Genomic DNA, 20,259 nt, shown 5'->3' with positions numbered 1-20,259 from the left:
TACGATAAATACAAATAGATGAGACTTAAAGTATTGGGTTCTGCTGAAGATGCTTTGCGTGCAATGACAGAACAATTGATAGAAAAAATGAATATGCGGGGAATCTCTCCGTTCCATTTAGCATTGTCGGGTGCCGGTACGGCCCAACAAATGTTCGGGCTTTGGATTCGGGAATACCGGGAGAAGATAAAATGGGAGCAATTGAGGTTTTATTGGGTGGATGAGCGATGTGTTTCTCCTGATGATGAGGAGAGTAATTTCAAACATGCGGATGAATTATTATTCCGGCCTTTGGATATTCCACATGCCCATGTCCATCGTATTCATGGCGAACGGGAGCCTGAAGTAGAGGCCGAACATTATTCGGAATTGGTGAAATGGGAACTACCCGGATATGCCTCTTGTCCTCGTTTTGACGCAATCATTCTGGGAATTGGAGAGGATGGACATACTGCTTCTATTTTTCCTTCAACGCCGGAATTACTAACGGCAAAATGTTGCTATAAAGTATCCCAACATCCGGAAAGTGGACAGAAAAGAATTACAATGACAGGTAGTTTGATATTGAATGCGAAACTACTTCTTATCCCTGTATTGGGAAATGCAAAGACAAGCATTTTACAAAGAGTGATCAATGCAGAAGAAAACTCGGTCCTCCCTGCGGCTTATATTATCAATCATGCGCCGGAAGCGATGATCTTTACAGATTTGCAAGTAAGTCTGGAGTAAAAAAGCATTTTGTATTCTGAAAGTCATATACCTCGGGTCAGGATACCGCTGGGGTGGAGATATTGATATCTTCAAAACGATAGACTATCGTATGTATTTATCTGCCGGAGGTATATGTGCTGACTTTTAAAAGAATACAAAATGCTCTTTTATTTAACATTCAAGCATTTCTTTGGCTTTTTCCAGGATCGTAGTATCGTCTAATTTTACTATGCCCCCATTCGGACCTTGCTCGATATGTAAACCGACAGCCTTGCCCTCATCATAATGGTCTCCACCGAAATAATTACGTACTGTTTCTACGTCGAGTCCCAGTTCGTCCGCAATTTTTTGCATACTCCCTGAGGGCAACATGTCTTTGATTTGTCTCAACTCATTGAAGGTAATCATTGTAGTCATATCTCAAAAGTTTTATGGTTTATCAGTGGAATAAATATAGGACTAAATCTCTGAATAAACAAGTAAAACGTTTGCGAATTTCACATAAAAAAATTAATAAAATCAATTATTTGTGTAATCTATTGATATTAAGTGTATTTCTGTAATACTCAGAATGTCTGTGAAAATTGTTTCCTTACCGGATAACTTTTTGTACTTTTGTAGAGAAAAAACAGGATCGGTCGGATCTTATCCGGCCGATGAATTGAATTTCTAATGCATTGTATACATGACTTTTAATGAATTGAATATTAGCAAACAGATCTTGATGGCTTTGGAAGATGCCGGATTTGAACAACCGACACCGATTCAGGAACGGGCTTTCCCTGTCATTCGTTCCGGAAAGGATGTGATTGGAATAGCCCAGACGGGGACCGGTAAAACTTTGGCTTATCTGATTCCTTTGCTGATGAAACTTCATTATGCGCAGGGAAATTACCCACGTGCATTAGTGATTGTACCTACCCGTGAGTTAGTGGTGCAGGTATGTGAGAGTGTAGAGTTGCTGACGGAGTATATGGATATCCGTTGTGTCGGCATTTACGGAGGAACGAATATCCGGACACAGCAAGCTGCGGTATACGAGGGAGTCGATTTGTTGGTAACGACTCCGGGACGTTTTATGGATATTTATATGAATGGCATTATCCGTACCCCTCAGATTAAGACTGTGGTTGTCGATGAGGCTGACCGATTGATGGATATGGGGTTTATGCCTCAGCTCAGAAGTATTCTTGAGGTAGTACCCGAGAAGCATCAGACTTTACTGTTTTCCGCGACCTTTTCAACTACAATTGCTGAATTGGCAGCAGAATTTTTGGCTCCGGAACCGGTCCGGATAGAGACAGGTAACCCGACGACTCCGGTAGAATTGGTTACCCAGCTGCGCTATGATCTTCCTAATATTCAGACTAAAATCAACTTATTGAAGTTACTTCTCACGGATAAAGAAGAATTTCGCAGGGTCATGATATTTACCGAAACAAAGAAAAATGCCGATCGGATTGTGGAGAGACTGGGCGACCACTGGAAGGGGGAACTGAGTGTACTGCATTCGAATAAGGCCCAGAATTCCCGATTGAATGCTTTGAAAGTATTTAAAGAAGGAAAGACTCGGATCATGGTTTCTTCAGATGTTGCGGCACGTGGAATCGATGTGCAGGATGTCAGCCATGTCATCAATTTCGATATACCTTCTATTCCTGAGGAGTATATCCACCGCATCGGACGTACTGCCCGTGCCGGAAAGGAAGGAACGGCTATCAGCTTCGTGACAGAAAAAGAAGAGCCGAAATTCGAAGAAATCGAAAAGCTGATCGGGCAGCAGGTCGAATGGGCTGCCTTACCGGAAAATCTGGTGATCTCAGATGTCTTACTTGACGACGAAAAAGTACAGACTTCGAATATTGTCTATCAAAAAGGTAAACCGAAAGGTGGTGGAGCTTTCCATGCCAAATCAGCCAAAAATAGTAAAACGCCCCAAAAAGTACGTAAAGACCGAACCAAAGAGGGAAGACGGAAAAAGTAGGAAAGGCTGAAAGCAATAAAGCTAAATGCTATAGGCTAAAAGCTGAAAAAATAATTTTAACTTTGCGTCATAGCCTCTAGTCTTTAGCTTCTAGCCTCTAGCCTCTAGCCTCTAGCCTTTAGCCTCTAGTTTTATCACTTTTATTGTATTTCTGCCTTGACGATTTTTAAAATCTGATCTCCTTTCAGGTCCGACGAAATATAATGCTCTAAAATTTTTCGGGCCAGATCGCTGGCTGTTGCTTGGGGAGGACAGGAGGTGGCTGCACTATTGATCAGCGTAATGATATTATCCTTGAAATTGACCGTGACCTCCCAGGCATTTTCGCTTAAATAAAGCTGCTGGGAAAGATTATATTCAAATTCTTTCCGAATTTCGTTGATCAGTAATAATTGATATTCCTGATAAGGAAGAGAGGGAGAAAGGGTACGGGGGATAAACGAATCCGGCTTTATTCTTTCAATAAATAGAATAATCCTTTCATAAGCTAATAATTTCAGATTAAATAGCGTTTGTGAAGTAGACGACGTATTCGCTTGCTTTTCCTGAGTAGTTTGCTGTACCTGTTTATTTACCAGAATTTCTAGTAAAGCAACAGCCTTCCTGACCAAGGGATACAGTAAAATAACAAATAAGACAAGGGGAATCAAAAAGTAAGTGGTGATGTTCATCGTCTTTATTTTTTGCAAATATAAAAGATATAGCTTGTTTTTAAAAATTTCTTATCGGCTGTTTTGAAAATAACTATTGAAGTAGTTGTATAATTATTTTTATAGTTGTGCGTTTGTGTAACGATACTTGGATGGGATAACTAAAAATGAGTGAATAATGAATAAAATGGAGGAATTAACGAAGGCAGAATTGCAAATCATACAAATCCTTTGGAATATCGGTAAGACTTATTAATATTATCCTTTGGTCAATCGGGAGGATTATATGGAACGGTATATGAATAGTGTGGTCAATAATTTTTTTAGTGGTTCGGTGAAAGTTGTAGTATCTTTTTTGTTCAAAACTTGTCATTTCTAAATTATTTTATATTTTTGCAATCGTATGCAGCGCAGTGGAAACATATTGCCTTTAAACCGGCTTTTTCTGAATATCAAAAAGCGCGATGAGTTTAATTTCTGAAACTCATTTATTCTTGTTGTTCTATATTTTCTGTTTAAAAGGTCCTGAGGTGAGGATGTCTGTAAAGAGTTATAGATAACTTTCCGGTTTTGTTTTGTTATTTTTTGTTTAAAACTTAATTTATATTGTTATGGAATTACCATTTTCAGAATCATTTCGGATTAAGATGGTGGAAACCATCCGTAAAAGTACACGTGAAGAACGTGAACAATGGATTAAAGAGGCTAAATACAATCTTTTTAACCTGAAAAGCGACCAGGTATTCATCGATCTGCTGACCGATTCGGGTACCGGGGCTATGAGCGATAAACAATGGGCTGAGCTGATGTTGGGAGACGAAAGCTATGCCGGAGCCCGTTCTTATTATAAGATGAAGAATGCTATCAAGGAAATTCTGGGATTCGATTATTTCTTACCGACTCACCAGGGACGTGCTGCGGAGAATGTTTTATATTCTACCATTATCAAAGAAGGAGATGTGTTGCCGGGCAATTCCCATTTCGATACCACGAAAGGACATATTGAATTCCGGAAAGCTTTGGCTATCGATTGTACTATCGACGAAGCAGCTGATACGCAGTTGGAAATTCCGTTTAAAGGCAACATGGATCCTGCCAAGCTGGAGGAAGTATTGAAAAAATATCCCAAAGAAAAGATCCCTGCAGTCGTATTGACCGTTACGAATAATACCGCCGGAGGTCAGCCCGTATCTATGCAGAATATTCGGGAAGTATCTGCCCTTTGTAAAAAGTACGGAGTGAACCTGCAGATCGATTCTGCCCGTTTTGCAGAGAATGCTTATTTCATTAAAACAAGGGAAAAAGGGTATGAAAACAAATCCATCAAAGAGATTGTAAAAGAAATGTTCTCTTATGCCGATATCATGACCATGTCTTCGAAAAAAGATGCGATTGTGAATATGGGTGGATTTGTAGCATTCAAAAGCGAAGAGTTGTGGAAAAAATGCCAGATGTTCTGTATCATGAACGAGGGGTTTATTACCTATGGCGGAATGTCGGGCCGGGATATGAATGCTTTGGCACAGGGATTGGATGAAGGTACTGAATTCGAATACCTCGAAACCCGGATTAAACAGGTGGAATATTTGGGGGCGAAATTGGATGAATACGGAATACCTTATCAGCGTCCTGCCGGTGGACATGCGATTTTTGTGGATGCCAAGAAAGTACTTACTCATGTACCGAAAGAAGAATTTATCGCTCAGACGTTAGGAGTAGAGTTGTATCTTGAAGCCGGAATCCGTGGTGTGGAGATCGGTTCGATATTGGCCGACCGGGATCCGGTAACCCGCGAAAACCGTTATCCCCGCCTGGAATTATTAAGGCTGGCTATTCCGCGCCGTACTTATACCAATAATCATATGGATGTAATAGCTGTTGCACTGAAAAATGTATATGATCGCCGCGAATCCATTACCCGTGGTTATGTAATTACGAAAGAATTTCCGATCATGCGCCACTTTACTGTCGAATTGGAAAAGGCAAAATAATTAGATTAACAACGATCGTAAAAAGGCGCCCCGCAAGGCGCCTTTTATTTTACCGGCTTTAAGTATAAAGCCGTAATTTATAAACTTCCGGTCAATAACTGATGAATCCACTTCTGAAGATTCCGGATTGTGAGGTGGGAACAAGAGTTCCGGAGAAAGTCAGGTTATTACCGTTCATCATCGGGTAAACCGTTGCATTGGCATAGTTACTGCCTGCACTCAGATTGACCACAACCTGGGCGGTTAAAGCGATTCCGTTCACATAGAAGGAATAAGTGATATTTCCATGTTTATCCGTATTGGTGGTGATTTGTGAAGGAGTACCCTGTACGGTGATTCCACCAAGACCGTTCGGACCGGCAATGCCGTTGAAAGCTAACTGTACATACACGGTATTGCCTTTAAATTGGATGAAGTTGGTATTGTCGGATACAGGTATAGCTGAACCTCTGGGGCCATAAAGTGTACTGGCCATTAATACCCAATTCCGGTCTTTCAAAGCATCTACAGCAGCGTTGAAAGCTTGTTGGTTAGCAACCTCACGGGCTTTCTTGCGAAGATCCCGCTTCACTTGTCGTTGTTGTTGTTTGGTTAGCTCCTGATAATGAGTCGGAGTTTGTGTTCCTTGTACCTGTGCTTCGCTATGGAAAGCGGGCAGCATAAATACAGATACCAGCAATAAAAATAATACTCGTTTCATAATAGGTCGTTTTTATTTAGTTGTTTTATATTATATCCGGTTATTCAGATTGTTATCATATATCACCGTTTATTAATTTCCCTCATATACGTGTTAATTTCTCCAATAGTTTTCAACCTGTATTTAAAAAAGTATAAAACTTCGTTTCTGTCATGTCAGTAAAAAAGAGTACTTTTGTCAGAAATAGCTGTTAGGAAAGGTTTTGCATATTTTATGCCATATTGGGAATGACGCTTCTAAAAAAATGATAAAATTGATTTTATAAAACGATAAATTCTGGCTATCATGGAAACTTCTGAGGTAATTTGCGCTGTATCGACGGCTCCCGGAATCGGAGCTATCGCAGTTTTGAGAATGTCCGGGACGGGTTGTATCGCTCTTACCGACCGGATTTTCGAGTCTCCATCCGGGAAAAAACTGACCGGCGCGAAAGCGAATACAGTGCATTTCGGCAGGATCCTTGAAGAAGGTTGTTTGTTGGATGAAGTCCTGGTGACTATTTTTCATGCACCTCATTCATTCACAGGGGAGGAGTCTGTAGAAATCGCTTGTCATGGCTCCTTGTATATCCAACAGCGTTTATTGCAGCTGTTGGTGAATCAGGGGGCCCGGCTGGCTACTCCCGGCGAATTTACGCAACGGGCTTTCCTGAACGGAAAAATGGATTTGTCGCAGGCAGAAGCGGTTGCAGACTTGATCGCCTCTTCTTCGGCTGCATCGCATCGGATGGCTCTGAAGCAAATGAAAGGTGGCTTTTCAGCTGAATTGATGAAATTGCGGGCCGAATTGTTACATATTACTTCCTTGCTTGAGTTGGAGCTGGATTTTTCAGAGGAAGATGTTGAATTTGCCGATCGTTCGGAATTGAGACGTATTGCCGGAAATATCGATGAATTACTGACCCGCTTGTGTAGATCTTTTTCTTTGGGAAATGTGATTAAAAATGGGGTACCTGTAGCTATTGTCGGCAATACGAATGTAGGAAAGAGTACCTTGTTGAATGCTTTGTTGCGTGAGGACCGGGCTATTGTGTCGGATATTGCCGGTACAACCCGGGATGTGATCGAAGATACGATCAATTTGAATGGAATCACTTTCCGTTTTATCGATACGGCCGGTATACGGGCCACCTCGGATGAGGTCGAAAATATCGGGATCGAAAGGACTTTTGCTAAAATCGGTCAGGCTAGTGTCGTCCTGTTATTGACCGATCTGAATCGGGGAGTAGAGTCTTTCGAAGAATATTATCATCAGGTGAAATCCCGCCTCACTTCGGATGCAAAGTTAATCATCGTCCTTAATAAAACCGATCAGGTAGAAGATTTATTGACGCCTCAGGAAACCATCCGGCTTTTTACTTCCGGTGAAGAGATTATTCCGATTTCAGCCCGTACCGGAGCAAATCTGGATCGCTTGATTCAGGAATTGACCCGGACTGTAAATCTAAATACCCTCAATACTTCCGATGTCATCGTCAGTAACGTCCGTCACTACGAAGCCCTTCGTAATGCCCGCACAGCCATCGAGCGTGTGAACGAAGGTCTTGAATCCGGACTCAGTGGCGAATTCATCTCTCAGGATATCCGTGAGTGTCTTCATTATCTTGGTGAAATTACCGGCGAGATTACTACGGATGAGGTTCTGGGTAATATTTTTAAGAATTTTTGTATCGGCAAATGACGGCTTGTAAACAGCCATAAACAACCATAGCCAATTAGAAGAAAGCCGCTGAGAACCAGTGGCTTTTCTTTTTATGTAGTTTTCAGTCAATTCTGACTGGTTGCGGATTTCCAGCATCATTTTGTACCATAATTCTACCGCTGAACAAATAAACGGACACTTCGCACTCATCATAGCGACATCTTAGGCACGATGTGAGACGCTATGAGAATGTGTAAAACCGCTATAGAAGACACAGTGTGAGACGCTGTGAGAAATTGTGAGACGCGTTGAGACAGAATAGGCGAAATTAAAGGCGACTAATATATGGAAATCCAGAGAAAATGCCAGTGGTGCGGCAAACCATTTATAGCACACACGATGGTAACACGTTATTGCAGCAAATCGTGCAATGAAAAAGCGTACAAAGAGAAGAAGCGGAAGCAGAGGTTACAGGAATACGAGGAACGGCAAAATGAGCAGCCTATGCAGGAAGTCGGTATCGTGGGAAGCAAATTGTATCTCTCCCCTGCCGAAGCCGCTACCCTTTTAGGTATCAGCCGTGCGACCATCTATCGCCACATGGCTGTCGGAATCATCCGGGCTTTACAACTTCGTGGGCGTACTATTATCCGCAAGTCTGACATTGAAAAGATGTTCGACAACGCACCCGGCTACAAGAAGCGCAGCTATGGACGGAAGCAGACTGCACTCTATTACACCACGAATGAGGTATTGGAGAAATACCAAATCCAGAAGAAAACCCTCTACCGCAGATGCAAGCTGTATAACATTCCGAAGATTGAGGAGGGCAATCGAGTGTTCTACAACCGTAGTCTTATAGACAAATACTTTGCAGATCTTGCCGAGGATATCAATCCAGCAAGCTATTATACGCCGGAGCAGGTCATGGTGAAATATAATATGAGCCGCAATGCAGTTGTCACCTTTGCCATGCGACACAATATCCCCCGAATTAACCGCCACCATGAGGTATATTATTCCCGTGCCCATATAGATGCGATTAAAGAAAAGCAGGAGAAGCTGAATCCCGACTATTATACCTACGATGAAATCACCGAGAAATACGGACTTACCAAGATTAATATCAGCTACTATGTCAACAAGTACGACATCAAGCGGTTCAAGCAAGGAAGCCGGACAATGGTGCTCTGTTCGGAGTTTGACAAAATCTATATTGAGCATCGTGATGGAACATATACGCCCAAGAAACGGGAAAAGAAAAGCGACCGGCAGAAAGAGACTTTTGTAATCCCCGAAGGCTATTACTCATCCGAGCAAATTGCAACGACCTATCAGATGAACAGGAAAACCATTTGCAGGCTGTGCCGTGAAAACGACATCCCTAAAATCAGTCATGGTGGGTTCAACTATTACGAACAACTGTCAGTTGACCGATTCTTTGCCAAGTACAAAGCGGCTGACAATATCAAGGAATGGATTGGTGCGGAGCAAATGGAAGAAATTTACGGCATGAGCAAAAATGCCCGATGTTCGTTTGTGCATCGCCATAAAATCCCCTCCCGTGTTGTTTATGGCAAAGTCCAATATTCCAAAGGCCATATCGACATCATCAAAAACGGTGGCTTTGACCAACGGGAAAAGTATTACAGCGTAACCGAAGCGATGGAAAAATACGGCATTCGCAGGGATGATGTCTACAATTATGCGAGGTATAACAGCATACGGAAGATGCACCACGGCAAGTCGATGTTCCTGCTGAAAGAGGATTTTGACAAGGTTATGGCTGAAAAATCCGGCATCTGAGAATTATTCTGCACAGACAAGAATCATTTTCAGCAATGGCAGTCATCAGCATTGTTTCATTGTATTGGTTTGCAACAGATTAATCACCAAATAAACGATTAAGCCGAGAGCAATCAAACTTGTTTGAATTGCCGAGGCGAGAGTGATTGTAAACGAACGAAGTGAAGTTTAAATTTTATCATTATGCACGAATGTAAAACTGTAACATTGAGGACAAGACCTCTAAAGAAAAACATGTTGTCGTTCTATCTGGATTATTATCCCGGTTATCGCGACAAAGAGAGTATGAAGGTAATCCGTCATGAGTCTTTGGGCATCTACATCTATGCCGACCCTAAAAATCAACGGGAACAGAACTTCAATGCCGTCATGTCGGAAAAGGCGGAAGCCATCCGATGCAGACGTTTTGAATCCATCGTCAATGAGCGGTATGATTTCTTTGACAAGAGCAAGATGAAAGGAGATTTCCTTGCCTATTATAAAAAGACACTCCGCAAGCACGACCAGAAATGGGAGTTCGTCTATCTGCATTTCTGCAATTTCGTGGGCGGGAAATGCTCATTCGAGGAGATTGATGTGGACTTATGCAACAAGTTCAGGGAGTATCTGCTCAATGCGAAGCAACTGAGACGTCCGGAGCGTCCCATATCACGCAATTCAGCCGTGGGCTACTGGTCCACATTCAGAGGATTCCTCAAAATACTCTATCGCAATAAACTGATTCATTCCAATGTAAACGATTTCTTGGAGAAAATAGAGCCGGAAGATGTGGTCAAAGACTATCTCAGCGTAGAAGAACTGTACAGATTGGCAGAAACGCCCTGCAAGATACCGGTTCTGAAAACCGCCTCGTTGTTCTCTTGCCTGACAAGTTTGAGAATAAGCGATATTCTCACATTGCGGTGGGAAGAAATCGTTGACTTTGCAGCCGGAGGAAAATGCGTATATACTGTCACTCAAAAGACAAAGACAGAAGATATCATCCCCATTAGTGACGAAGCCTTGCAATTAATCGGCTATTCCCCGGAAAAGACAGGGCTGGTATTCAAAGGATTGAAAAGATGCTGGACGCAATACCCCATGAAAGAGTGGATTCGAACTGCCGGTATCACCAAAAACATCACGTTCCACTCGTACCGGAGAACATTTGCCACCTTGCAGGCTGCTACCGGAACTGACATCCGGACCATTCAAAGTATCATGGCGCACAAGAGCATCACCACTACCCAACGATACATGAAAGTAGTGGATAGCAACAAGCGAAAAGCCAGCAATAAAATCTCCCTGATTCGTAAGAGATAACGGGCATAAACACCGCTTTTTATATGGTTAGAGTATGATTTCTGAGTATGATTCATATTCTAACCATAATTATTTATAAATATCTGTCCAACAACCATTAGTATTTATGGTTATATGGAAATTAGTGCTGAACTTTGTGTCATAAAATTGTAAACTATCACAACTATATGGAGAATAATGTACATGTTCAGAAAACAGCGGACATCAGTAGTCTGGTTTGTGTGGTAATCGTTTCACTCTCAGCACTCACCGCATACAATCTTGGTGAAAAGTTCAATCACTATATCCTGTTTGATGTCACCATTTTTATTATCTCTTTGGTAATGCTCATTTTGACCTTTGCCGTATTCCGCAAAGTAATGGCAGGGCTTTATAAGAGTATTAACAATAGTGCTATAAATGAGCGAGTACAAAATAACTGTTCGCAAGAGGTTAGCTCAAATAATTCTATAACCGAGACTCAACCGGTTATACTGGAACAAATACCTGACAGTTTGGAAAAATATGAGAGTATTCTCGTGGAAGAGCAGCTGAAAGAGGTGAAGCGGAAAAGGGATACTATGATAGCCATCCGTGAATATGTGGTGGAAAAGACCTCGAAATATCTGTCAAAGGAGAATATCAGCACGTTATTCCACAATATCGAGTGTCTTGCCGAAAATCGGGTGACAGACTGCCAGCCAATCCATTCAACGAAAGAAACGAAGCTCAGTTCTCCCTCTTTAAGACATTTGGCTTGGAATATTGGAGAACGGCTTGGAGTCTCCCGTCACGACAGGGCGATATTTATCAAATCATCTTTCCCATACGAATTGCGAAACGCTGATATAGAATATCTGGAAGCCAATTTGCGTGTTAATGTCCCTTGCGACATCCCTATTGACGTGCCGGACAAAGGGGATTTCCGCTTTCATAACAATACTTGAGAATTAAACCGTGCAGACGGTAATCATTCTTCCGGCTGACGAATTTCTGCAAGATTTCATTCTGTTGGTTTGCAGCATATTAATTTAAATTATTGATAATATGACTGCAACTGAGTTAACTTTTAACGACCTGCCGAAAGTGGTAGGCGAACTATGCGAGCGAATCGCAAGTATGGAAAATTTGCTTAGGGACAATCTTAACCGTCAAAGCGAACCAAAGGAGAATCTGCATGTACCTATGACGGTACAGGAAGCCTGTACTTATCTGAAAATGCCGGTCTCCACCTTTTATTACAAGATAAAGAAGGACAGCATTCCGGTAATCAAACAAGGAAAGCACCTTTATATCTATCGTGACGAGCTCGACAAATGGCTGGAAGCATCACGCAAAACGTCAGTACCTCTCACATACGATGAAGAAAACGAAGCGATGTATGCCTCACATCGTCGCAAGCCTAATCCTAAAAACTGGTGAGTATGGAAACAACAGCACCCATTCAAGATCTTGCTCAGGTCACAGTAAAATGGCAAGATACCATGCTCAGCTTGGAAAAGGAGTACGAACAGGAGCCGGAAGTTCTGAAAATAGGCGGAGTACCTGTCGGGACATTGGGAAATTTCAGTGCATCCATTGGCAAGGCTAAAAGCAAAAAGACTTTCAATGTGTCTGCTATGGTGGCAGCAGCTTTGTCCGGGAAGGAAGTCCTTAACTACACAACGGACTTCCCAGAAGGAAAGGACCGCATCCTTTACATTGACACCGAGCAAAGTCAGAACCATTGTATGATTGTGATGCATCGTATCATGAAACTGGCAGAGTTGCCGGCTAATGAGGATTGCGGCCGTTTCTATTTTCTCGCTCTACGCAAATTCAATCCGAAGGAGCGTTTGGCTATAATAGACGATGCCATCAGTCAGATTGAGGGTCTCGGTTTCGTGGTGATTGACGGAATACGTGACTTGGTTTATGACATCAATTCACCGAGTGAAGCCACATGCGTAATATCCAAACTTATGCAGTGGACTGACGAGCACCAGATTCATCTTCACACCATCCTTCACCAGAACAAAAGCGATGAAAATGCCCGTGGGCATATTGGCACGGAAATCAATAACAAAGCGGAAACGGTCATCCAAATCGAGAAAGACAAGGACGACAGCAACATCAGCAAAGTGGAAAGTGTGCATACCCGCTCAAAGGACTTCCTGCCATTCGCCTTCTGCATCAATGACCAATCGCTTCCCGAACTTCTGCCGGACTATGTGCCGACAAAGAAGAGTGCAGGTCGTCCCAAACAGGAACCGTTCTCCCCTTATAAGGATATCCACGAAGCCATCCATCGCAAAGCTCTCGAACTAGCTTTTGAGGGAAGAGAAACTATTTCGGGATATAAGGCTCTGGAAGAAGAACTGACCACTGCCTACGAACTGGCAGGAACGAAATTGAATCACAACAAGATTGTAGAGCTGATAAAGTTCCTCACAAACAAACGGATGGTGATTCAGGAAAGCCGTGGCATTTATCGGTTCATGCCGGATTATCACTACTAATCCCCCACTTGACTTTATTCTAAAAGTGCCTATTCGTATATAAGTCAAAGTTCAAGCGCAACGACTGGTTTCATGATAATTCACGGAATCGGTCGCTGCCATTGATTGGGCTTGCCCGTTGTACAGACATTATCTTATATGGGGAGCCTAATCCCCCAAGCAACCAATCGGTTGTTTGAGAGTGCCAAATCTGCCAGCAAGCTGATTGATGAGAAAAAGGCGTTATTTGGGCATTTTTTCTTTTCGCCAGCATTTCTCCTCGTCTTTCTCGCCCAAAAGCGAAATTTGCTAGTTAAATTGCGTCTGGGCTTGCCCATTATACAACATTTATTGAGGTAGGGTAACTCAATACCCCAAGCGATAAATCGCTTGTGAGATGTTGCCAATCTCCAGCAAGCAGGATTGAACTTTATAGCAATTATGGAGTTCGTTTTCACTCCATGTGCATCGTATTTTTGGAGTGTCGTCTAACACCTCTGTAGCCTCCGTTTGACAACGGTCACAGACAAGCATATTTCAGTAGTTCTTTTACGAACTCTTTTATGAACCCTACCGGTTCTTTTATGAACTCTTTTGTGAACTCAGCAGTTTCTTTCAGGAACACTTCATCACCTTTTGGAACTTATTTCCGTCTTTCAGGAACTGTTTTTTGCTCTTTTACGAACCCTTTTAGTAATCGTTTTTGACTTTTAGTTGCCACCAACTCCAATCAGTTAAGCGAAACGAATTTGCCACATCTCCAAGGCTGATTTAGCCAACCTCCATATGGCATCATAATTATTCCACATCCAATGGAGGAAGGCTATTATTCTCAAATCTATCAAAGTCAGATTGGAAAAGGCGGTCTTGAATAATCCTGTATTTTTCAAACTCAGATTCAGCAAACTCTTTGGCATATTCGGCAGAAACTTTTCCGCTATCCTGCAATATCGGGCCATCAAATAAATTAATGAATTTGTCTATTCGTTTTGCCCAATCTTCCATTGTCATAGGGATATGACGCTTAGCCATACTTTCTGCCATATCAAGGAATGCATTGACCATTCTGCCCATTTCATCCAATTCTTTCTCTCGCAAATAGTTCTTTGCTACAGACACGTCAGTTCTGACAATTTTTCCATTCGGAGCATTCTCCCATGTGGTCAATCCCATGTGTTCTTTATCTGCATTGGCCCGTTCTACAATCAGTTCCGCAGCAGTATGTCCATGCACAGCATAGTGCATTTTGTTCTGTACCTTCTTGAAGAAAAGACGTGTTGTCGGAGCATCCTTGTTATAGTCTATAGCCGTAGCATAAATATCGGTCAGTTTCTGATAAAAACGACGCTCACTCAGCCTTATCTCCCTTATTTCGGCCAACAAATGCTCAAAGTAATCCACACCTAAGAAAGCCCCGTTCTCCATTCGCTTATGATCAAGCACATATCCGCGAATAGCAAACTGACGGAGTACAAACGTACACCACTGACGGAACTGAGTGGCACGAACAGAATTAACACGATAACCGACACTGATAATCGCATCAAGATTATAGAATGTCGTATCGTAATTCTTGCCATCCGAAGCAGTTGTTTCCATTTTGGAAATAACTGAATGTTCGTCCAACTCACCACTCTCAAATATATTTTTAAGATGCTTGCTGATTGCAGGCACTCCCACATCAAAAAGCTGCGATATAGCCTTTTGTGTAGCCCAAATTGTCTCACCTTTATACATCACCTGAATCCCATCCTCTTTGCCTTCAAGCATGAAGATGAGAAACTCAGCCGTGCTATTTCGTATCACTATATTTTGCGCCATAATTTTAAGATATTCCTGTCCATAACTTAATAATGTTCAGTTGTTATCTATTGCGTACCACCTTTCTTACCCAAGTCCTCGATAGCTTTTATAGACAACAGATAATCGTGTTCCACATCGCTGATGGTGCGTTGCTTATATTTGCGGTACTCATTGGTGGCGTGTTCCATCGCATCTTCATGAGAAACACTTCCAGAACCTTGCAAAAGTTTTTCTCCAGACATTGTCAGAATCCTATCCAAATAGACAGCCCAATCGTTCATAGTCATCGGTTGTTCACGCTCTGCCTGACGCTCGGCAAAATCCAAATATCCTGAAACCAATTGTCCCATGGCACGAAGTTCTTTGTCGTCCAGATAGTTCTTTGCGATCTTTGCCTCCATCAATGTAGGATGATTACCCTTGAATGTCAACAACCCCATAAAATCTTTCTCTGCATCAGCTCGTTCAACAATAAGCTCCGCTGCCGTATGACCGTGAATCGCATAATGTATCTTGTTCTGAACTTTCTTGAAAAACTCCTGTGACACGGAAGCCCTTGGGTCATAATCGATACTGGTGGCATATATTTCAAGCACCTGACGATACATAACCTTTTCTGTGGCACGGATATCCCTGATTCTTTCCAAAAGTTCCTTCCAATAGCCGCCACCACCCAGTTTCTTCAACCGTTCGTCATCAAGCGTAAAGCCCTTTACCATATACTCCTTTAACCGCAGAGTAGCCCATTGGCGGAAACGTGTTGCAATGATGGAGCGGACACGATAACCAAGAGCTATTATCATGTCTAAATTGTAAAAGGTGGTCAGATACGATTTCCCGTCGGCGGCAGTTGTTCGGAATTTCCGAACAACTGAATCTTCCTGCAATTCACCTTCTTCAAAAATATGTTTTATGTGCTCACTTATGTTTGATTTACTTGTCTGATAAAGTTCACACATCTGAGCCTGCGTAAGCCACAGCGTCTCATCTTCTAGCTTCACATCTATCTTTGTCTGCCCGTCACTCGCGGTGTATATGATTACTTTGTTCTGTTCGTCCATGTGCTTTATTATTTAATCGTTTTACCTATTGAGGTTATTAAAAACAGATTCAATTTGGGTTCTTAAACTCTATTAAAAAAAACAAAGCAGGAATGTCTTTAAACTTTGCAAGATATGCCTCTGCATCATTAAAATCCACTCCTCTTCTCCAATTTTCTGACCTTATTTGCTCCCAATCAGTTTCTTTGTCAAACAATTTGATTTCAGCTCCCATACTGTTAAAGATGCGAGTAATTCTATTTACTATAATTTCTACTTCATGTACATAAATTGAATTTTTAATATTTATGTTTTTATGAAGCATAATCACTGTTCCATCTTTAGATTCTCTTTCAAATATGTGATTAAAATATCCAAAGTATTTGTGTGCTGCTTTTAACTGTGTAATTGTATATTCAGAGTGATTTTCTGTATGAAGCACTTCTTTTTGTTCGTAATCATTACGAATTTCATCAAAATACTCTCTTGCTGTTTTTCTATTATCATTTATTGCCTTGTCAAATTGCCCTATAAACTCATCTATTGAATACACCTGAGTTTCAACATTAAAAAGACGATATAAAATTTTGCTCTTATCACGCACTCCTTCATCATCGCTAACAATGCAATCACAATATGTTCCAAAGAAACTATGAAAACTATCAGTTTGCATGTTTCGTATTTTAACTTTCTTCCGTGGCTCCCTACAAATCCCTAATAAATCAAGGAGAGTATAAGATAAAAAATATGCCATGCCAAAACCTAAAGATGACATTCCTAACTGATTTGATACAGCCTTAATGAGATTAATGAATGACAAACCTAATGGAGATGATGACAACTGGTCATTAAAAACCCTGTCACCATCCGCTGTAATCTTTGTAGGATTATAATTTTCCATAGCAACATCTCTCATTGCTTTATACGTATCCTTTTTATCATAAAGATTGGCCATGATAAATTTAAGGAATGAAGAAAACTCATCTTTATTCACATTAAGTTCATTCGTATGTATAGGAGTTCTCTTTGTTATCCAATCTAATTCAAGTTCTCCTTTCAAGTCTTTAATGGACAAATCAATAGCATTATTAATGAAATCATATTGCTCTTTGGGTATTTGTGACAAATCAAAATTATCCAGCCAAGACAATTGTTGTGTATTTGCAAAATGACTGAAAGCCGAGCGAGGGGATTCGTTCGCTACAACAATATTCGAATCTTTGCATATCAAACAATTTTCCCCTACAATGGATTGCATGAAATCCATTTCTTTGTATTTTATATCAGTACTGTCTTGTTGAAGATCCAATAGATGAGCATCTGAAAATAAAAAAACGAAATCGTCTTTATGAGACAGTATTTTATCTCGCAAAATGATATATTTTTCCTCTTTGGCATTGAATAGATAACTAAAAAGCTGTTTGTCAAAATATATGGTTACCATAATAAAGCATCGATTTTGTGGATTATTAATAATGCTATCATTTTGAATTAGTCCGTCACTTTCCTATACTATTTCGTATTTCTATATTCTTTGCCATAATTTAAATTATCACCTTCACAATTATTCATTTCGATTTGCCATAACTTTCAACGGGTTCTGCCACCATGCTATATTCTTCTTCAGTTGTCTCATATGATTTGATTCTTCTATCCTCAAGATAGATATGGTATAGCGTGTATTCTAAAGCCTCTAAAGTCTGTTGGCGGACTTTCGGTTTCAACTGACATTCCCAAATGGTAATACAATGCCACCCCATCGAAGTTAGCTGTTGCCGTTCCTCTATATCTCTGCTCGTATTGCGTTTAATCTTATTCTGCCAAAATTCGACATTTGTCTTCGGAAGAACATAATATTTGCATCCTTCATGACCATGCCAGAAACAGCCATTTACGAAAATAACAGTTCTGTATTTGCGTAAAACCAAATCGGGATGTCCGGGAAGCCATGGGTGATTCAGCCTATACCGAAAACCACGGCAGAACAAGAACTTCCTCACTACTAATTCCGGCTTTGTGTTCTTGCCCTTTATTGCAGACATGCAACGATGACGCTGTTCTTTGGTCAGTTTGTCCATTTATTAATTTCCATCTATTCCTATCCAACGTTTACATGTTTCGTCATAGATTTGTGACGGATTAATTCTATCATTAATGCTAATCCAATTATTCACAAATTCCGGATTGTGACTATTGGGGGTTGGTGAAACATCATCAATTCTCACTTGAATAGGTGTCCGAACACAATCTCCTGTTATAATTGCATGTTGTTGTGGAATAATTGGTAATTGATCTAACAAGTCGGCATTAGCACTAGAGATTAAACCTCGAACATATTTTTGATCGTCCGGGTTCTGCAAACGATGAATAATAAATGAATTACACTGTGAAAGAACGGTCTTCGATAGTTCCGATGGTCTTTGACTAGACACAATCAAGGAAATACCATATTTTCTACCTTCACGAGCGATTCTTTCAAATACTGTTTTCGCAATAGAGTCTTTATTTTCTGCAATGTAATTTTGAGCCTCTTCAAGTACTATTACAATGGGATATTTTCCTCTCTGTTCAGGAATAAAATTAGCAACAAATTCAAGAATTATCCTTCCCAATAATCCTGCAAATGTTTCTAATACCTCGTATGGAAGTTGAGACACATCAACGATTGTTATTTGATTGGTTCGGCTAGAATCTGCAATTCTAATATCATTGTTGTATTGATTTATGAAGTGATCGTCCTCACTTTTATATACTTTATTAAAATCACCTAAAATTAAAGATAAGAATTGAGGTAAAATATTCTTGTTTGCTTCTTCTGAGTCCTTCAGCATTAAAGGAACAGCGATCCTTTTATCATTTAAAAAACTATTCATTCTTAATCTTAATGTTGATAAATACTCAGCGATTCTATTATTGTTTGTGCTATCTTGATTTATTGCAGCATCTATATATTTTTTACACAACTCTTGATATGAAAACCAAGTGGGCAAATCTATATTTTGTTCATTCGTAATCTGAATTTCCATATTCTTATCCTCCATACCACGAATAAATGTTTCAAGACTTTTTGTTACATTTGATATTTGACTCGCAGCAGGCTTGTTATAAGTTGTCGCATCTGGAATTTGAGACAAAATTTCATTTAAGCATACTCCATTGTCAAGTTTAAAGTTTTGTGACATTAAATCAGATATAACATCTGAATAGTTTTTTATTTTCCAATAATCCTCAGCACTGCCATTAATTTGATTTACGATATCTTGTAAGTATTGAATATAAATATTTGGAAATCCTTCTTTTTTAGTGAGTTCTATCTCATTTTTTGCCAATCCAATTGCTCTATTTAAAATGGGGGCTTGTACTCCTTCTCCTGGAGATAATAAAAATTTAAAATCATCCCAATTCATTAACCAATATGGAACTTTTACCAGACCCTCACCACCATAATAATACGCATTAATCCTTTCCAATTCATTATTTTGTTGCTCTGAAATAAAAGCATCCTTGTATTCTCCATTAGTATCAAAAATAACAATATGCGCATTCGAGAGGATGGTATTGCTATTATACTCAAATTTAAACAGGTTTCTAAGAATTGATGTCAATGTGCATGATTTTCCAGAACCTGTATTTCCCAATATTGCTGCATGTTTTACGAAAAATTGATCTGGACATATTTTGACTTTATAATTTTGAAATGCAGGAGAAGTCCCTATCGGGAGATAAAAGTCTTTTCGATAATCAATAGTATCTGAACTTACCTTATTGTCAAAAATTTGGTCTAAATCATTTTCGGTAACATACCAAACCGGATTATCTAATGAAGGGAAACTATACACACCTTGTATAAAACAATCTTTATTTTGCCTTTGTGCTATCGTACCAAGCATTGTTGCGGAAATATAACGAGCTGTGGATGGTAATGAAATACTACTTGCAGAATTACTGTTCAATTCAACTTCTTCTTTCATTGTAACCCTTGTTATTAAAGCAACAATTCTATCAGCACCAACAGGAATTATGAGATATGAATTAATTCGAGCAACTTCATAAATGTCGTTGACCCCACTTTTAAAAGAACCCATTATATGTTCTTCAATCTTAATAAAGACTCTGAAGTTATCAACAGATAAAACTCTGCCAATTATTCTATTTTGGTTTATATAGTTCATTGT

18 protein-coding genes are annotated in these 20,259 nt (G+C 40.3%); 10 read left to right on the top strand and 8 right to left on the bottom strand.

What is annotated here, in order from left to right:
- Positions 1-18 precede the first annotated feature (18 nt).
- Positions 19-729 carry a 6-phosphogluconolactonase gene (pgl, locus tag ODOSP_RS09125; RefSeq protein ID WP_013612052.1) on the top strand — a complete coding sequence of 237 codons (711 nt, stop codon included), beginning with the start codon at positions 19-21 and terminating at the stop codon, positions 727-729.
- A gap of 153 nt (positions 730-882) precedes the next feature.
- Here the strand turns inward: pgl and ODOSP_RS09120 are convergent, their stop codons facing one another.
- Entirely contained in the window at positions 883-1,128 is a 246-nt protein-coding gene (locus ODOSP_RS09120; RefSeq protein WP_013612051.1) for a coregulated in stationary phase A, read from the bottom strand.
- 268 nt (positions 1,129-1,396) lie between these two features.
- On the opposite strand from ODOSP_RS09120, the gene ODOSP_RS09115 reads away from it, so the two are divergent.
- Positions 1,397-2,695, top strand: a complete 1,299-nt coding sequence (locus ODOSP_RS09115; RefSeq protein WP_013612049.1) for a DEAD/DEAH box helicase — start codon at positions 1,397-1,399, stop codon at positions 2,693-2,695.
- A gap of 140 nt (positions 2,696-2,835) precedes the next feature.
- On the opposite strand, the gene ODOSP_RS09110 is transcribed toward ODOSP_RS09115, so the two are convergent.
- Positions 2,836-3,366, bottom strand: coding sequence for a DUF7935 family protein (locus ODOSP_RS09110; protein ID WP_013612048.1), 531 nt, complete (start codon positions 3,364-3,366; stop codon positions 2,836-2,838).
- Positions 3,367-3,610: 244 nt separating this feature from the next.
- On the opposite strand from ODOSP_RS09110, the gene ODOSP_RS20410 reads away from it, so the two are divergent.
- Positions 3,611-3,724 carry a hypothetical protein gene (locus ODOSP_RS20410; protein WP_228026163.1) on the top strand — a complete coding sequence of 38 codons (114 nt, stop codon included), beginning with the start codon at positions 3,611-3,613 and terminating at the stop codon, positions 3,722-3,724.
- A gap of 232 nt (positions 3,725-3,956) precedes the next feature.
- A complete protein-coding gene (locus ODOSP_RS09105; protein ID WP_013612047.1) occupies positions 3,957-5,336 on the top strand; it encodes a tryptophanase in 1,380 nt (459 codons plus the stop codon).
- 91 nt (positions 5,337-5,427) lie between these two features.
- On the opposite strand, the gene ODOSP_RS09100 is transcribed toward ODOSP_RS09105, so the two are convergent.
- Entirely contained in the window at positions 5,428-6,036 is a 609-nt protein-coding gene (locus tag ODOSP_RS09100) for a DUF4251 domain-containing protein (protein ID WP_013612046.1), read from the bottom strand.
- 285 nt (positions 6,037-6,321) lie between these two features.
- On the opposite strand from ODOSP_RS09100, the gene mnmE reads away from it, so the two are divergent.
- The 6 genes from mnmE (at position 6,322) to ODOSP_RS09070 (ending at position 13,262) form a co-directional block, all read left to right on the top strand.
- Positions 6,322-7,716 carry a tRNA uridine-5-carboxymethylaminomethyl(34) synthesis GTPase MnmE gene (mnmE, locus tag ODOSP_RS09095; protein WP_013612045.1) on the top strand — a complete coding sequence of 465 codons (1,395 nt, stop codon included), beginning with the start codon at positions 6,322-6,324 and terminating at the stop codon, positions 7,714-7,716.
- 306 nt (positions 7,717-8,022) lie between these two features.
- Positions 8,023-9,483 carry a helix-turn-helix domain-containing protein gene (locus tag ODOSP_RS09090; protein WP_013612044.1) on the top strand — a complete coding sequence of 487 codons (1,461 nt, stop codon included), beginning with the start codon at positions 8,023-8,025 and terminating at the stop codon, positions 9,481-9,483.
- 183 nt (positions 9,484-9,666) lie between these two features.
- On the top strand, positions 9,667-10,785 hold the full coding sequence (locus tag ODOSP_RS09085) for a site-specific integrase (RefSeq protein ID WP_013612043.1): 1,119 nt from the start codon (positions 9,667-9,669) through the stop codon (positions 10,783-10,785).
- A 167-nt stretch (positions 10,786-10,952) separates the two neighbouring features.
- Positions 10,953-11,711, top strand: a complete 759-nt coding sequence (locus ODOSP_RS09080; protein WP_013612042.1) for a hypothetical protein — start codon at positions 10,953-10,955, stop codon at positions 11,709-11,711.
- 100 nt (positions 11,712-11,811) lie between these two features.
- Positions 11,812-12,186 (top strand): helix-turn-helix domain-containing protein, encoded by a 375-nt coding sequence (locus ODOSP_RS09075; protein WP_013612041.1) that lies wholly within the window; start codon positions 11,812-11,814, stop codon positions 12,184-12,186.
- Between the two features lie 2 nt (positions 12,187-12,188).
- The gene (locus ODOSP_RS09070; RefSeq protein ID WP_013612040.1) at positions 12,189-13,262 is read left to right on the top strand and encodes an AAA family ATPase; all 1,074 of its coding nucleotides are present in this window, start codon (positions 12,189-12,191) and stop codon (positions 13,260-13,262) included.
- A gap of 777 nt (positions 13,263-14,039) precedes the next feature.
- On the opposite strand, the gene ODOSP_RS09065 is transcribed toward ODOSP_RS09070, so the two are convergent.
- The 5 genes from ODOSP_RS09065 to ODOSP_RS09045 form a co-directional block, all read right to left on the bottom strand.
- Positions 14,040-15,062: a virulence RhuM family protein gene (locus ODOSP_RS09065; protein WP_013612039.1), complete on the bottom strand. Its 1,023-nt coding sequence runs from the start codon at positions 15,060-15,062 to the stop codon at positions 14,040-14,042.
- A gap of 47 nt (positions 15,063-15,109) precedes the next feature.
- Positions 15,110-16,105 carry a virulence RhuM family protein gene (locus ODOSP_RS09060; RefSeq protein WP_013612038.1) on the bottom strand — a complete coding sequence of 332 codons (996 nt, stop codon included), beginning with the start codon at positions 16,103-16,105 and terminating at the stop codon, positions 15,110-15,112.
- A 49-nt stretch (positions 16,106-16,154) separates the two neighbouring features.
- Positions 16,155-17,528, bottom strand: coding sequence for a hypothetical protein (locus ODOSP_RS09055; protein ID WP_013612037.1), 1,374 nt, complete (start codon positions 17,526-17,528; stop codon positions 16,155-16,157).
- Positions 17,529-17,652: 124 nt separating this feature from the next.
- On the bottom strand, positions 17,653-18,162 hold the full coding sequence (locus ODOSP_RS09050) for a very short patch repair endonuclease (RefSeq protein WP_013612036.1): 510 nt from the start codon (positions 18,160-18,162) through the stop codon (positions 17,653-17,655).
- Between the two features lie 3 nt (positions 18,163-18,165).
- Positions 18,166-20,256 carry an ATP-binding protein gene (locus ODOSP_RS09045; protein ID WP_013612035.1) on the bottom strand — a complete coding sequence of 697 codons (2,091 nt, stop codon included), beginning with the start codon at positions 20,254-20,256 and terminating at the stop codon, positions 18,166-18,168.
- Positions 20,257-20,259 lie beyond the last annotated feature (3 nt).

The sequence above is a fragment of the Odoribacter splanchnicus DSM 20712 genome (genome assembly GCF_000190535.1).
GTDB lineage: Bacteria > Bacteroidota > Bacteroidia > Bacteroidales > Marinifilaceae > Odoribacter > Odoribacter splanchnicus.
This window is presented reverse-complemented; position numbering and strand designations above follow the sequence as displayed.